This is a genomic window from Crossiella cryophila, assembly GCF_014204915.1.
GTDB lineage: Bacteria > Actinomycetota > Actinomycetes > Mycobacteriales > Pseudonocardiaceae > Crossiella > Crossiella cryophila.
This window is the reverse complement of sequence record NZ_JACHMH010000001.1, coordinates 4,739,444-4,752,778: the sequence shown is the minus strand read 5'-3', so window position 1 is coordinate 4,752,778 and position 13,335 is coordinate 4,739,444. Positions and strand designations below refer to the sequence as shown.

Here is a 13,335-nt window from a genome sequence, read left to right as displayed (position 1 = left end):
CACACCGCGGCGTTCGCTGGCCGCAACCTGCCAGCCGGACCGCCGCCCATCGGATCATCGACCGGCCGGACTGATCGCCACCCTGGGTCATCGCCCGCTCATCCAGCGTGCGCACACTCATCGTCCACTGTGGACGGTGCTGCCCTTTCGGGCAACGGAAACCGTTGCGGGCAGGTAACAGTACGAGTACGGTCAACTACGCGTCGCCGCCAGAATCTCCTGTGACGAAGCCACATCTGCCGCCCGGCCGGGTTTTCTGCCGGTGAATCCCGAGAAGATCACGCGAACACGTGGTGTCCGCAGTGGATTCCCGCCACATCCTGGAGCCGTTCCCGGGGTGGGCCGCGGCGGGGTGCTGCGTGCTCCGGGCCGTCGTCTGACTCCTGGAGGTTCACCTGATGAACGGGTTATCCCGTCGAACCCTGCTCAGCAGGGCGGCGGTGCTGGGGGGCACCGCTCTGGTCGTGCCGCCGTTCGCCGCCACGATCGCGGGCGCGGACGAGGGCCCGGCCCGGCCGGCCAACGCGCTCACCGTGCCGCGTGGCGATCACCGGCACGCGGCGCTCTCCCGAGGGCAGAACATGCGCTGGGTGTCCAATCCCGATGTGGTGCGGCTGCCGGTGACCACCACCGAGGTGGTGAACGCCGTCGGCGAGGCGGTGCGGACCGGCAAGCGGCTCTCGGTGCGCTCCGGCGGGCACTGCTACGAGGGCTTCGTCGACCACCCCGAGGTCCAGGTCATCATCGACATGAGCTGTATGGACGCGGTGCGCTTCGACACCGCGCGCGGCGCCTTCGAGGTCGAGGCGGGCGCGCTGCTGGGCGATGTCTACGGCACCCTGTTGCGCCGCTGGGGTGTCACCCTGCCCGGCGGGTCCTGCCACACCGTGGGCGTCGGCGGGCACGTCACCGGTGGCGGTTACGGCCAGCTCGGCCGCCAGCACGGCCTGATCGTGGACTACGTGCAGGCGGTCGAGGTCGTGGTGGTGGACCAGGCGGGCGTGGCCAAGGCGGTCATCGCGACCAGGGAGGCCAACGACCCCAACCGCGAGCTGTGGTGGGCGCACACCGGTGGCGGCGGCGGCAGTTTCGGCGTGGTCACGCGGTTCTGGTTCCGCGATCCCGGCGCCACCGGCAGCGACCCGACCAAGCTGCTGCCCGCGCCGCCCGCCGAGGTGTGGATCCACCGGGTGGAATGGCCGTGGGACAACCTGACCGAACCGCGCTTCACCCGGCTGCTGCGCAACTTCGGCCAGTGGCACGAACGCAACAGCGCGGTGAACAGCCCGTACGCCAAGCTGTTCTCCCGCCTCGAACTGAGCACCAAAGCGACCGCGCCCAACCACCTCATCGTGCAGATGGACGCCACCGCACCGGATTCCGAGCGGCTGCTGGACGCGTTCGTGGCCGCGATCGGCGAGGGCGTCGGGGTCACCCCGCAGGTCACCGACAAGCGCAAGCTGCCCTGGCTGCAGTCCACCGGCTGGCAGGGCCTGTGGGTGCACACCCCGACCGACCGGTACAAGTACAAGTCCAGCTACCACCGCAAGGGATTCACCGACCCGCAGATCGCCGCGCTGTACAAGGCGCTGACCGCGACCACCTACACCCACCTCGGTTTCGCGGTCTCCATCGCCTCCTACGGCGGTAAGATCAACACCGTGCCCGCCGAGGCCACCGCCGAACCGCACCGCGACTCGGTGCTGAAGCTGCTGTGGGGCACCGCCTGGGCCGAGGCCGCCGACGACAAGCGGAACCTCCAGTGGCACCAGGAGTTCTACCAGCAGGTCTACGCCGACACCGGCGGCGTGCCGGTGCTCAACGAGGTCACCGACGGCTGCTTCATCAACTACGCCGACATCGACATCAGCGACCCGGCCTGGAACCGCTCGACGGTGCCGTGGACCGAGCTGTACTTCAAGGGCAGCTACCGGCGGCTGCAGCTGGCCAAGGCCAAGTGGGACCCGCGCAACGTGTTCCGGCACGCGCAGTCGATCCGGCTGCCCGGCACCCGCTGAACCATCGGTCCCGGCGTGGCGTTTCCGTTGCCACGCCGGGCAACCGGCGGCTAGCCGAGGTCGGGCAGTGTTTCCCCTGGCCGGGCCGATCGCCGATGCTCAAGCCAGAACCCGTACTCGCGTAGACAGCCCTCGACCCCGTCGGCGAGGTAACCCGCGTAGGCGCGCAACCCGGTCGCGGCCTCCTGCTCGTCCTCGTTCCCCTCGACCGACCACCGCCGCTGAAGGTCCTCGATCCACGCCGCGAGCCGGGCCCGCTCCGCCCACCACTCCCGGATCAGCGCCAGGGTCCAGTGCTGGTCGCCGTCGGCGGCGTAGCCGCAGAACGGGTCCTGCCAGGCCGCGCTCAGCAGGCGGTGCGTCTCCTGGACATCCCTCGGCTGCCGGAACACCACCTCGCCGAACCGCTCGTCCTCGTAGACGACGTGGTCGGGTGCGACCAGGCGGCCTGCCCAGCAGGAGTCGGTCTCCGCGCCGTAGAACGGGCCCGGCACGTTGCGCCAGTCCCGCAGTTCCCACTTGCCCAGCAGGTAGGACTCCGGCGGCCACAGCAGCAGCTCTTCCGCACCGGCCACCGGCTGGTTCGTCGAGGCGGCCACGGTCGGCAGCGGATCCCAGTACATGCCACCACGGTAGCCTCAGTCGGCCCTGGCCAGGGCCCGGTCGACCAGGTCCCCCGCCGCGCCAAGGTATCGCGCCGGATCCAGCAGCTCGGCCACGTCGGTCAGCTTGCCCGCCAGTTCCGGTGCGGCCGCCAGCAGTTCGCCGAACGGGATGCCGGTGGCCGCCGATGCCAAGGAGATCCGGGCGAGCAGCTTCTTGGCCGGGGCTTTGCCCAGCACCGGGGCCAGTGCCACGTTGAGCCGTTCGGAGACGATCGTGCCGCCGGACAGGGCCAGGTTGGCGCGCAGGCGATCCGGGAAGACCTCAAGTCCCGTAACGAGTTCCGCCGCGGTGTGCGCCGCGCCGATGGTCAGGCGCAGGACTTCCCGCAGGGGTTGCCATTCGGCGTGCCAGGCCCCGGCGGCGCGTTCGTCCTCGGAGATCAGGCACTGGGTGAGGATGCTGGACAGGGCCGGGGTCTGCCTGGCGGCGGCCAGGATCAGGGTGGCCAGCACCGGGTTTCGCTTCTGCGGCATGGCGGAGGACTGGCCGCGGCCCTCGGCGCTGGGTTCGGCCACCTCGCCGACCTCGGTGCGGGACATGCCCTGCACGTCGACGGCGATCTTGCCGAGGGCGCCGGTGACGAAGGCGGCGGTGGCGCCCAGATCGGCGATCGGGGTGCGCACCGCGTGCCAGGGCAGGACCGGTTCGGGCAGGCCGAGTTGGGCGCTGAAGCCGGCCAGCAGGTCCAGGGTGTGCGGGTGACCGGTGGCGGCGGTGGCGTACTCGGCGTAGGCGGACAGGGTGCCCGCCGCGCCGCCGAGCTGGGCGGGCAGACCCCGCTCCAGCAGGTGGCGGACCCGGTCCCTGGCGTCCAGGACCAGGGTGAGCCAGCCCGCGGCCTTGAGCCCGAAGGTGATCGGCACCGCGTGCTGGGTCAGGGTGCGCCCGGCCATCGGGGTGTCCCGGTACTCCCGGGCCAGCCCGGCCACTGCGGTGGCCGCCCTGGTCAGGTCGGCCTCGACTCGCCGGAACGCCCTGGCGGCCAGGAGCATGGTGGCCGAGTCCAGGATGTCCTGGCTGGTGCTGCCCCGGTGCACGTACTCGGCCGCGGCCGGCTCGATCAGCGCGGTGAACAGCTGGACGAAGACCACCACCGGGTTGGCCGCGCCGCGGGATGCCTCGGCCAGCTGGACCAGGTCGATCCGGTCCGGGTCGGCGGCCGCGGCGATGCGCTCGGCCGCCGCCGCCGGGATGATGCCGAGCTTGGCCTGGGCGCGGGCCAGCGCGACCTCGACGTCGAGCATGGCCCGCACCCAGGCGTGATCCGAGGTGGCCTCGGCGGCGCCGGTGCCCGCCCACACCGGGGCGAGCAGGCCGGAATCGGTGGCGTGGCTGGTCAAACGGTCCCCCGTGCGGTCCGGCTCCGCTGCAGGGCGCTGGTGGGCAGCCAGGCCAGCGGAATGTGCTGGTTCAGGTACGTCCGCGAGCTTCCCAGACCCGGGCGGCTGACCGCCAGGCACGCCCGCGCGATCGCGTCCGCGTCACTCAGAATCACCGAGTTGACCCCCGGACGGATGCCGGCCGCGGTCACCCAGTGCACTGCCTCGGTGGGCACACCGAAGGCGAACCGGCGCGGGTTCGGCCGTCCGGTCGCGTCAAGGAGGTGGTAGGGACGGCGGGTGATGGCCAGGCCGCCGGTCTCGTAGTGGCCGCCGGTGCCGTCCGGGATGCGGTACGGGCCGCACTGGCCGGTCCGCCACAGGTGCCGGAGCAGCGGATCGGTGCTGCGGCGCACGTCGACCTCGGGCAGCCGGGCCTCCACCAGGGTGGTGACCAGCACGTCCGAGCCGGGGATCTCGCTGGCGCGCACCAGGAATCCCTTGCCTGCCGGGTCCGGCACGACCCGCATGCCGGGGCCGAGCACGTGCAGCACCCCGGCCTCGATCAGCGCGATCAGCTCCTCGATCCGGCTGGCGGGCGGGCCGATGGACAGGTAGGCGTTGAGCGGGGTGTACCAGGCCTGGAGTTCCTCGCGGTAGGAGCGGCCGCTGATCCCGCTGTGGTCGACCACCAGCCGGATCTCGTTGCGCAGGTCGCGCAGCACGTCCATGGCCGCCTTGAGCGGACCACGCACGTTGCCGCGCAAGGCTTCCGCGAAATCGCGGCGCAGGTATTCCAGCAGCCAGGCGCGGAACTCGGCGCGGTCGGCGAAACGGCGGTCCCCGAACGGACGCGCGATCAGATCCCAGTCCCAGCGTTCGGTCAGGCCGATCCCGTGCCGCCGCAACACTTCCAGGGCCGGGTCGTGCACATCGCGGGCCAGGTACTCGCGCAGGAAGTCATCGGCGGCGAACGGGTCACCTCGGTCGGCGATCAGCGCGTGGTAGTAGACCGCCTCCACCTCGCGGGAGACCATCGGCCACACATCGCGCCGGAACTCCACGTCCATGCCGCGATCCATCCGCAGCCGCAGCCCGTCGATCACCGGCTGGGTCAGGAAGAACGGCTCGTGCCGCCCGGAGGCGCCCTTCTGGTTCTCCCCGCGCGCGTGATAGGGCACGCCGCGCCGGGATCCCGCGTACAGCAAGGGTTCCCGGCCCGATGGGTGGTAGACCAGGCGGCCGTCCTCGCGCACGAACCGGCCGCCGCGGACCACGGTGAGCAGCGCGGTGTAGTCGAAGAAGTTCAGCCCCATCCCGCGCAGCGCCACCGCCTCCCCGGCCTTGATCCGCTCCAGCGGGGCGTCGGCCGGGTTGATCGGCGGCTGGTAGCCGAGGCCGTGCGCGGCGGCGAAGCCGGCCAGCCGCGACTCGGCATCCCCGTGCGGCATGCCGACGTGGCCCTGGGCGAGCACCACGGTGTCCATTTCGGACAGTACCGAGCCGTCGGCCAGGGTCACGCACTGACCGCCGTCAGGTGTGCCGTCCAGTGCGATCGCGGTGCCCCGGTGCAGCCGCACGCTGACGTGCCGCGGCGCGGTGCGCACCACCCGGCGCAGCACCCAGCTCAGGTAGTGGCCGTAGAAGGCGCGGGAGGGATAGGAGTCCGGCCCCAGCGCGCCCGCCTCCTTGCGCACGTGCGCCGGGTAGACGTCGATGGAGTCCATCAGGGGCAGGAACTTCGCCCACTCGTACAGGCTGGGACCGGGCGCGATCGGGCCCGCGCAGTCCACGGTGTCGTCGGTGAACATGGTCACCTGGGAGGCGATCGTGTTCATCAGGAGTTCGCTGGGCTGACCGGTGCGCCACACCTCGCCGCCGTCGCCGAGGTGCGGATCGACCAGGTGCACCAGCACCCGCCGGTCCAGTCGCCGGGCCGCGTTCGCGCAGATCCGCTCGAGTACCGAGATGCCGCGCGGGCCCGCGCCGATGACGCAGATCGTTGTCCACAATGGAGCCACCGACGACATCACTCTCCCTGGGTGTGGATCGCGCGTGACGCTGACAGACTGGGGAGAAGAGTGCTCGGCGCCGGGCGGTGATGTCATCACGCCTTCGCGGGATACTGCGGCTGCTTCACCCACTCGCCGCAGCCGCCCTTGGAACATCACGTGTTCTCGGGATCCACGGCCGTCTTCCGCTGTGTAGAAAAGGATTCACAGACCGCCTGGCCGAATTTCTCCGGTGCGAGGGGTGCAATGACCATAGCGGTTCAGAAATACGGTGGGACGTCGGTCGCGACGCCCGAGATGATCCGCCGGGTGGCGCGCATCGTGCGGCACACGCACCGCGCGGGTCGGCCGACGGTGGTGGTGGTCTCCGCTCGCGGGGACACCACCGACGAGCTGATCCGGCAGGCACTGGAGCTGAACCCGTCGCCATCGGCGCGGGAGAGCGACCAGCTGCTGGCCACCGGGGAGAACCAGTCCGCGGCGCTGCTGGCCATGGCCCTGCACGAGATCGGCGTGCCCGCGATGTCCCTGACCGGTCCGCAGGCAGGCATCCTGGCTGATGGCAGGCACGGCGCCGGGGTCATCGCGGCCATCGACACCAGCCGGGTGCTGCGGCATCTGGACGATGGCAATGTCGTTGTGGTGTCCGGTTTCCAGGGCATGGACACGCACGGCGACATCATCACCCTCGGCCGGGGCGGTTCGGACACCACGGCGGTGGCGCTGGCGGCCGCACTGGACGCGGCCAGCTGCGAGATCTACACCGATGTGGACGGCGTTTACACCGCCGATCCGCGCATCGTGCCGGGTGCGAGGGTGCTCAGCCACGTCGACGCCGGGGTGATGACCGAGATGGCCTTCGCCGGCGCGCAGGTGCTGCATTCCCGGGCGGTGGAACTGGCCGCGGTGCACGGCATGGATCTCCAGGTGCGCAGTTCGTACACCCAGTCCGCAGGCACCACGATTCTCGGACGGAGCTGTCAACAGGTCATGGAGTCACAGGGTTTTGTCACCGCGGTCACCCACGACCGGGAGGTGGTGTGGGCCCAGGTCCGCGCCACCCGCCCGGCCCCCGGCCTGGCCACCGTGGTCTTCGACGCGCTGGCACAGAAGTCGGTCCCGGTGGACCTGGTCTCCTGGTCCGGCCCCGGCGAGAGCGAGCCGCGACTGGGTTTCGCCCTGCACCGCAGGGACCTGCCGGTGGCCCAGGACCTGCTGGCCCAACTGGCCGCCGAACTGGGCTGCGTCACCGAACTGGATGACCAGGTCGGCAAGCTGTCCGTGGTGGGCACCGGCCTGCTCAACCGCCCCGAGTACACGGTGCGGATGCTGCTGGCGCTCTCCGCCGCGGGCATCACCCCGAGCTGGGGCGCGACCACCCAGCTGCGCAGCTCGGTGATCATCCCGGCCGACCGGCTCACCGAGGCGGTCACCACCCTGCACCGCGAGTTCGAGCTGGACCGGGACGACGCCGAGTCCATGCCCGCCTAGGTCTGCCGCACTTCCACAAGAAGGGACACCGGTGTCTACGAACCGATCGTTCGGCGCCCAGATGCGCTTCCGCAGGTTGTTCCACCACAGTGACGAGCGGCTGTTCGTGGTGCCGCTGGATCACTCGGTCTCCGACGGCCCGATCGTCGGCAACGACCTCACCTGGCTGATCGGCGAGCTGGCCGCCAACGGGGTCGACGGCGTGGTGCTGCACAAGGGCAGCCTGCGGCACGTGGACGCCAGGGTGTTCACCGGCACCTCGCTGATCGTGCACCTCTCCGCCAGCACCATGCACGCGCCGGACCCGGACGCGAAGTACCTGGTGTCCACTGTGGAGGATGTGCTGCGGCTGGGCGCGGACGCGGTGAGCGTGCACGTCAACATCGGCTCGGCCGACGAACGCCGCCAGGTCGCCGACCTCGGTCTGGTCGCCGACGCCTGTGACCGGTGGAACGTGCCGCTGCTGGCGATGATGTACCCGCGCGGCCCCAGGGTGACCAACCCGAGGGACCCGGCGCTGGTCGCGCACGCCGCCTCGCTCGCGGCGGACCTGGGCGCGGACATCGCCAAGGTGCCCTACGTCGGTTCCCGGGCGGAGATGGCCGATGTGGTGCGCGGCTGCCCGATCCCGCTGATCGTGGCCGGCGGCCCGCAACTGGACAGCACCGACGCTGTTGTGTCCTATGTGGACACTCTGCTGAGTGCGGGCGTGACCGGCCTGGCCATGGGCCGCAACATCTTCCAGGCGCCCGATCCGGGCAAACGAGCCCGGCGGATCGCCGAACTCGTGCACGCCGGTGCGGACGAGCGGGCGCTCGTCCCCAGCCGGGTCTGACCATCCACCCGCCCCACCCCTTGGAGGAGCAAGACCATGAAGCTCTGCTGGCTGGATGTCCGTGCGACGGACGACGCGAGGTCGGCGATCCTGGAGGAGGCCATCCACCAGCGCGTGGACGGGATCGTGGCCGCCACCCCGGAGGACCTGGAAACCCTGCCCCCCACGGTGAAGAAGGTCCTGTTCCCGCAGGGCCGCCCGCTGCCGGAGGACTTCGGCGGCGCCGATGTGGTCATCGTGGACCCGGTGGCCCACGGTGAGCCCGCCGAACTGGCACTGCGTCACCCCGACGTGGAGTTCGGCCGGTTCGTGGAGATCATCGACGCGCCCACGCTGGAGGACGCCTGCCAGGCGGCCCGCAACGACCGCTGGGCGGTGCTGCTCTTCCGCGACCCCACCAAGATCCCCCTTGAAATCGTGATCGCGGCGGCGGCCAAGTCGACCGGCAGCATCATCACCATCGCGCAGGACGTCGAGGAAGCCGAGATCATCTTCGGCGTGCTGGAACTGGGTTCGGACGGTGTGCTGATGGCGCCGCGGCGTGTCGGCGACGCCACGGCGCTCAAGCAGGCCGCGGTGACCGAGACCGCGGAACTGGACCTGGTCGAGCTGACCGTGACCGCCACCGCGCACATCGGCATGGGCGAGCGGGCCTGTGTGGACACCTGCACCTATTTCCGCGAGGACGAGGGCATCCTGGTCGGCTCGCACTCCAAGGGCATGATCCTGTGCGTCAGCGAGACCCACCCGCTGCCGTACATGCCCACCCGCCCGTTCCGGGTCAACGCGGGCGCGATCCACTCCTACACCCTCTCCGCCAACAGCCGCACCAACTACCTCAGCGAGCTGAAGGCAGGCAGCAAGGTGATGGCGGTGGACATCAAGGGGCAGACCAGGTTGGTCACCGTGGGCCGGGTGAAGATCGAGACCAGGCCGCTGATCTCCATCGACGCGGTGGCGCCCAACGGCCAGACGGTGAACCTGATCCTGCAGGACGACTGGCACGTGCGGGTGCTCGGCCCCGGCGGCGTGGTGCTCAACAGCACCGAGCTGCGGCCGGGTGACACGGTGCTGGGCTACCTGCCCACCCAGGACCGGCACGTGGGTTACCCGATCAACGAGTTCTGCCTGGAGAAGTAAAGCCGCACAACGGAAAACCGGCCCCGCGATCCCTCGATCGCGGGGCCGGTCCCGTGTGCGGGTCAGACGACCTTGAGCCAGGCCTTCACCACGTGGCAGCCGTTCGGCGGACCGTCGACCCGGGAGATCGGGCCCTGGTAACCGTTCTGCTTGGTCACCAGCGGACCGTCGATGTTCCTGGTGTACGGCCAGTGCCCCATGTTGCACTCGACCACGACGCGGTAGCTGCCGAAGCCGTCCCGGCAGAACACCTGGCCGAAGTTGGCCGCCTTCTCCACCTTGGACTCACAGCGCCACACCTCGGCGCTCGCGGGGGTGGCGGTGACCACCAGCGTGGACGACATGGCCGCCGCCACCGCTGCCGCGCTCACCAGAATTTTCCTGCCCAGCTGCATGTTTCCCTCTTCTTCCGCGGTCGGGTCGATCACGGAGATTAGGGATGCCGGATCAGCGGGACCACCGGTTTCAAGCGGATCTGAAACCCCGAGGCCACAACGAAGTGCGCCGGTCCCCCACCAGGGAACCGGCGCACGTCGGACCTCGCGATTACCTCAGATCAGGCGGGCACCGCCACGATCACACTCGTCGGCGAGGAGGTGGGCCGGGTCTCCAGGTGCTTGAGCCCGGCCTTCTCGAACAGCGTGATGAACTCCGCCTCGGTGCGCACGTGCCCGGTGAGCAGGGACAGCATCACGATGTCCTCGAACTTGCCGAAGTGCGGCGCGTCGCCCTCCGGCAGCACCTCGTCGATGATGATCAGCTTGCTGCCGGGCTTCATCTGCTCCCGGACGTTGCTCAGGATGGTGATCGCGTCCTTGTCCGCCCAGTCGTGGATGGTCCAGGACAGCACGTACGCGTCACCGCCGGCGGGCACGGACTTGAGGAAGTCCCCGCCAACGCACTGCACCCGGTCGGCGAACCCGGCCTTGGCCACCGTGGCCGCGGCCTCGGGCACCACCCGCGCGAGGTCGTAGACCACCGCGGTCATCTCCGGGTAGCGGGCCAGCAGGGTGGCCACCAGGTGACCCTGGCCGCCGCCGACGTCGATGAGGTGCTTGACGTCGGTGAGGTCGTAGGCGTCCAGGGTGGCGCCGTTGACCATCCGGGCCATGTTGCCCATGGCGTTGTTGAACAGCGTGGACAGCTCAGGGTGCGCGGCGAAGTAGGTCCACCAGTCGGTGCCGTGCACGTGGTCGAAGCTGGGCTGGCCGGTGCGGAGACTGTGCACCAGGGCGCCGAAGGAGCGCTGCCGTTCGCTCAGGCCCACGTACTTGGCCAGGTCGCGCATGGACCCCGGCACATCGCCGCGCAGCGTGGCGGCAAGGGGGGTCAGGCCGAAGGTGCGCGGTTCGACCTCGGTGAACACCCCGACGCTGGCCAGCGCGCGCAGCGCCCGGTACAGCGCGCCGGGGTGGGCGCCGGTGCGCTCGGCCAGGTCGTCGATGTGCCGCACCTCGTCGCCGAGGGCGTCGGCCACGCCGAGTTCGGCGACCGCGATGAGCAGCTGGCTCACCAGCGAGCTGTACAGCATCTCGTACATGCGCACCGGGGCCGGCACGTCGCCGTCCTGCGGGGAGACCCCGGCCGTCACGCCGGGACGGTGAGCCGAAGCGGCGGAGACTGTGTCGGTCATGGTTCCCTTTCCTTGGTTCGGTGTCGCGTGGGGTCAGCTGGGCTGGCTGGAGAGCACGGTGGCGAAGCGTTCGCGGAGCTGGCGCTTGAGCACCTTGCCGGTGGCGCCGGTCGGGAAGTCCGCCGGTTCCGTTGCCAGCACGGCACCGTGCACTGTGGACAGTCCGCGGGCGGTCAGCGCGGTGTTGACGGCGGCCAACAGGTCCGCGGGTTCGGCGGCGCCGGGCTTGAGCTTGATCGCGGCGAAGGGGACGTGGCCGCGGCCGGGGGCCGGCGCGTCGACCGCGACCACCGCGCAGTCCGCGATCTGCTCGCACCCCAACAGGATCGCCTCCTCCAGGGGGAGGCTGTAGACCGGGCCGGTGGTGGTGTGGATGACGTCCGGGACGCGGTCGAGGTGGAAGAAGCGACCCTTGCGGTCCTTGTAGACCACGTCGCCGGTGAGCCAGTAGCCCGACAGCGAGGACTTGGTGGTCAGCTCGGAGTTGTTCCAGTACCCGGGGGTCCTGGTGGGGGTGCGCACGCCGAGCCGTCCGACCCGGCCCGGACCGAGCTGGCGGCCGTCCTCGTCGAGCACGGTGGCCTTCTCCACCACGCTGACCGGGGTGCCCACGCAGCGGTCGTAGTCGGTGCTCTCCGGCTCGCTCACCTTGCGGAACAAGGCCATCCCCATCTCGGAGGAGCCCAGGCCGTCGATGAACCGGGAGCCGGGTTTGTCGCCGCCGCGGGCCGGTCGCCTGCCGTGCCGGATCAGCGCCTTGATGTGCGCCTCGTGCGCGGAGTCACCGGTGTTGATCCAGGTGTGCACCTGGCTGCCCGCCTGGCGATCGATGTCCAGCTGGGCCAGTTCGGCGTAGGTCTGCGGGAACGCGACCACAATGGACGGTCGGAACAGCTTCATCGCCTCGTGCACGGCCTCCCCGCTGGAATCGGCCATCACCAGTGTGGGCAGGCCGAGCAGGGTGGCGGTCATCAGGTAGCTGATACCCGCCGAGTGCGACTGCGGCAGCGCGGAGAGCATCCGGTTCTTCTCCGCCTGCGGGAAGCTCCACAGCCGGTGCCGCTTGCCGAGGAAGAACTGGCGGTGCGCGAAGATCGCGGACTTGGGCGGGCCGGTGGTGCCGGAGGTGTGGCACAGCATCACCGGGTCGTCATCGCCGTGTGGGTAGGGGAAAACCCCCGGCAGCGAGGTGGCGCCACTGGTCGGCAGGTCCGCGGAGTCCACCGCGAAGCGCAGGGCGGCTGGCAGTTCGCCGCAGTTCTTCAGCGCGTCCAGGCGTTCCTCGTCGGCCACCACGCCGACCGCGCCGATCCGGCCCAGGTAGGCCGAGGCGATCGCCGGGTCCATCCGGCCGTTGACCAGCGCCGGGATCGCGCCCAGCGAGGAGACCGCGAGGAAGTGCAGGAAGGAGTCCACGCCCTCGCCCAGCTGCACGCCGACCGGGTCGCCCTTGCGCACGCCGGCGTGGTGGTACCAGGCGGCGTAGGCGTTGCGGATGGTGGTCAGGTCGTTGAGGCTCAACCGCTGCAACGACATCCCGTGCCCGGTGCGTCGCTGGGCGAGCAGGAAGGGCTGGTCGGGCGCCGGGCTGACCCGGCGGGCGCGGTCGAGGAAGTTGCCCACGCCCAGGCCGCGATCCAGCAGGAGCTGGAGCCGGGCGTGCAGCGGCATGCGGGCCAGAGGTCTGAAGTCGAAGCTCGTGGTGCCGTTTCTCTCGCTCATGTGTGTTGTCTCCCGGCAGGACCCAACTCGACGAAAGGGGGGCCGACCCGCCGCGTTGCGGGTGAGCGCGCGGCGGCGGGTCGGCGGACAGGCTGCGATCGTTCGGCCTTCTGGGGGGATCAGCCTTCGTAGATCGTCAGCTCGTAGCCGTCGGGGTCCTTGAACTGGAACTCGCGGCCGCAGAAGCCGTCACACGGGGGCTTGGTGATGGTCACGCCCTCCGCCGCCAGCTCCTTGGCCAGTTTGTCCGGGTCCTCTGCCTTGATCCAGAGCACCACGCCCCAGCCGAGTTCGCTGACCGCGTCCAGGTCGATGGCGCTCTGCCGCAACGCCAGCTTGATCGGCGCGGTGTCCAGCACGACCGCGGTGGGCACCTTGGACTCGGTGGGGGTGAAGCCGACCAGCTCGGTGTAGAAACGCTTGGAGCGCTCAAGGTCGCGAACCTGGAGCGTGAGGAAGTTCGGTCCGACAGCGTTGCTCATAAGGCGAATCTCCCTGA

Annotated in this window: 11 protein-coding genes; 4 read left to right on the top strand and 7 right to left on the bottom strand. The window is 70.4% G+C overall.

What is annotated here, in order from left to right; all coding sequences use genetic code 11:
• Positions 1 to 398 precede the first annotated feature (398 nt).
• Positions 399 to 2,018, top strand: coding sequence for an FAD-binding oxidoreductase (locus tag HNR67_RS21275; protein WP_185003995.1), 1,620 nt, complete (start codon positions 399 to 401; stop codon positions 2,016 to 2,018).
• Positions 2,019 to 2,068: 50 nt separating this feature from the next.
• Here HNR67_RS21275 and HNR67_RS21270 read toward each other — a convergent pair whose 3' ends face one another.
• Genes HNR67_RS21270 through HNR67_RS45755 form a run of 3 tightly spaced genes read right to left on the bottom strand, consistent with a single transcriptional unit; the run spans position 2,069 to position 6,033 of the window.
• Complete coding sequence (locus HNR67_RS21270; RefSeq protein WP_221489992.1) at positions 2,069 to 2,641, bottom strand: hypothetical protein; 573 nt, start codon at positions 2,639 to 2,641, stop codon at positions 2,069 to 2,071.
• Between the two features lie 15 nt (positions 2,642 to 2,656).
• Positions 2,657 to 4,024, bottom strand: coding sequence for a 3-carboxy-cis,cis-muconate cycloisomerase (pcaB, locus tag HNR67_RS21265; RefSeq protein WP_185003994.1), 1,368 nt, complete (start codon positions 4,022 to 4,024; stop codon positions 2,657 to 2,659).
• Positions 4,021 to 6,033 carry an FAD/NAD(P)-binding protein gene (locus HNR67_RS45755; protein WP_185003993.1) on the bottom strand — a complete coding sequence of 671 codons (2,013 nt, stop codon included), beginning with the start codon at positions 6,031 to 6,033 and terminating at the stop codon, positions 4,021 to 4,023. Before HNR67_RS45755 ends, pcaB begins: the two co-directional genes overlap by 4 nt.
• Before the next feature lie 228 nt (positions 6,034 to 6,261).
• Between HNR67_RS45755 and HNR67_RS21255 the strand changes: the two genes are divergently transcribed.
• Genes HNR67_RS21255 through HNR67_RS21245 form a run of 3 tightly spaced genes read left to right on the top strand, consistent with a single transcriptional unit; the run spans position 6,262 to position 9,481 of the window.
• The gene (locus HNR67_RS21255; RefSeq protein WP_185003992.1) at positions 6,262 to 7,506 is read left to right on the top strand and encodes an aspartate kinase; all 1,245 of its coding nucleotides are present in this window, start codon (positions 6,262 to 6,264) and stop codon (positions 7,504 to 7,506) included.
• Between the two features lie 31 nt (positions 7,507 to 7,537).
• Positions 7,538 to 8,341, top strand: coding sequence for a 2-amino-3,7-dideoxy-D-threo-hept-6-ulosonate synthase (locus tag HNR67_RS21250; RefSeq protein WP_312987745.1), 804 nt, complete (start codon positions 7,538 to 7,540; stop codon positions 8,339 to 8,341).
• 36 nt (positions 8,342 to 8,377) lie between these two features.
• Positions 8,378 to 9,481 (top strand): 3-dehydroquinate synthase II, encoded by a 1,104-nt coding sequence (locus HNR67_RS21245; RefSeq protein WP_185003991.1) that lies wholly within the window; start codon positions 8,378 to 8,380, stop codon positions 9,479 to 9,481.
• Between the two features lie 62 nt (positions 9,482 to 9,543).
• Here HNR67_RS21245 and HNR67_RS21240 read toward each other — a convergent pair whose 3' ends face one another.
• The 4 genes from HNR67_RS21240 to HNR67_RS21225 all read right to left on the bottom strand — a co-directional run bounded on the left by HNR67_RS21240 (position 9,544) and on the right by HNR67_RS21225 (position 13,318).
• Positions 9,544 to 9,852 (bottom strand): hypothetical protein, encoded by a 309-nt coding sequence (locus HNR67_RS21240; RefSeq protein WP_185003990.1) that lies wholly within the window; start codon positions 9,850 to 9,852, stop codon positions 9,544 to 9,546.
• 185 nt (positions 9,853 to 10,037) lie between these two features.
• Positions 10,038 to 11,114 (bottom strand): methyltransferase, encoded by a 1,077-nt coding sequence (locus tag HNR67_RS21235; protein ID WP_185003989.1) that lies wholly within the window; start codon positions 11,112 to 11,114, stop codon positions 10,038 to 10,040.
• A 33-nt stretch (positions 11,115 to 11,147) separates the two neighbouring features.
• Complete coding sequence (locus HNR67_RS21230; RefSeq protein ID WP_185003988.1) at positions 11,148 to 12,836, bottom strand: class I adenylate-forming enzyme family protein; 1,689 nt, start codon at positions 12,834 to 12,836, stop codon at positions 11,148 to 11,150.
• Between the two features lie 119 nt (positions 12,837 to 12,955).
• The gene (locus HNR67_RS21225) at positions 12,956 to 13,318 is read right to left on the bottom strand and encodes a VOC family protein (protein WP_185003987.1); all 363 of its coding nucleotides are present in this window, start codon (positions 13,316 to 13,318) and stop codon (positions 12,956 to 12,958) included.
• Between the last annotated feature and the right edge of the window lie 17 nt (positions 13,319 to 13,335).

Bases quoted from the DNA above. Each gene is read 5' to 3' on its own strand.
- HNR67_RS21275 (WP_185003995.1), top strand. From the start codon at position 399: ATGAACGGGTTATCCCGTCGAACCCTGCTCAGCAGGGCGGCGGTGCTG.
- HNR67_RS21270 (WP_221489992.1), bottom strand. From the start codon at position 2,641: ATGTACTGGGATCCGCTGCCGACCGTGGCCGCCTCGACGAACCAGCCG.
- HNR67_RS45755 (WP_185003993.1), bottom strand. From the start codon at position 6,033: ATGTCGTCGGTGGCTCCATTGTGGACAACGATCTGCGTCATCGGCGCG.
- HNR67_RS21255 (WP_185003992.1), top strand. From the start codon at position 6,262: ATGACCATAGCGGTTCAGAAATACGGTGGGACGTCGGTCGCGACGCCC.
- HNR67_RS21245 (WP_185003991.1), top strand. From the start codon at position 8,378: ATGAAGCTCTGCTGGCTGGATGTCCGTGCGACGGACGACGCGAGGTCG.
- HNR67_RS21235 (WP_185003989.1), bottom strand. From the start codon at position 11,114: ATGACCGACACAGTCTCCGCCGCTTCGGCTCACCGTCCCGGCGTGACG.
- HNR67_RS21230 (WP_185003988.1), bottom strand. From the start codon at position 12,836: ATGAGCGAGAGAAACGGCACCACGAGCTTCGACTTCAGACCTCTGGCC.
- HNR67_RS21225 (WP_185003987.1), bottom strand. From the start codon at position 13,318: ATGAGCAACGCTGTCGGACCGAACTTCCTCACGCTCCAGGTTCGCGAC.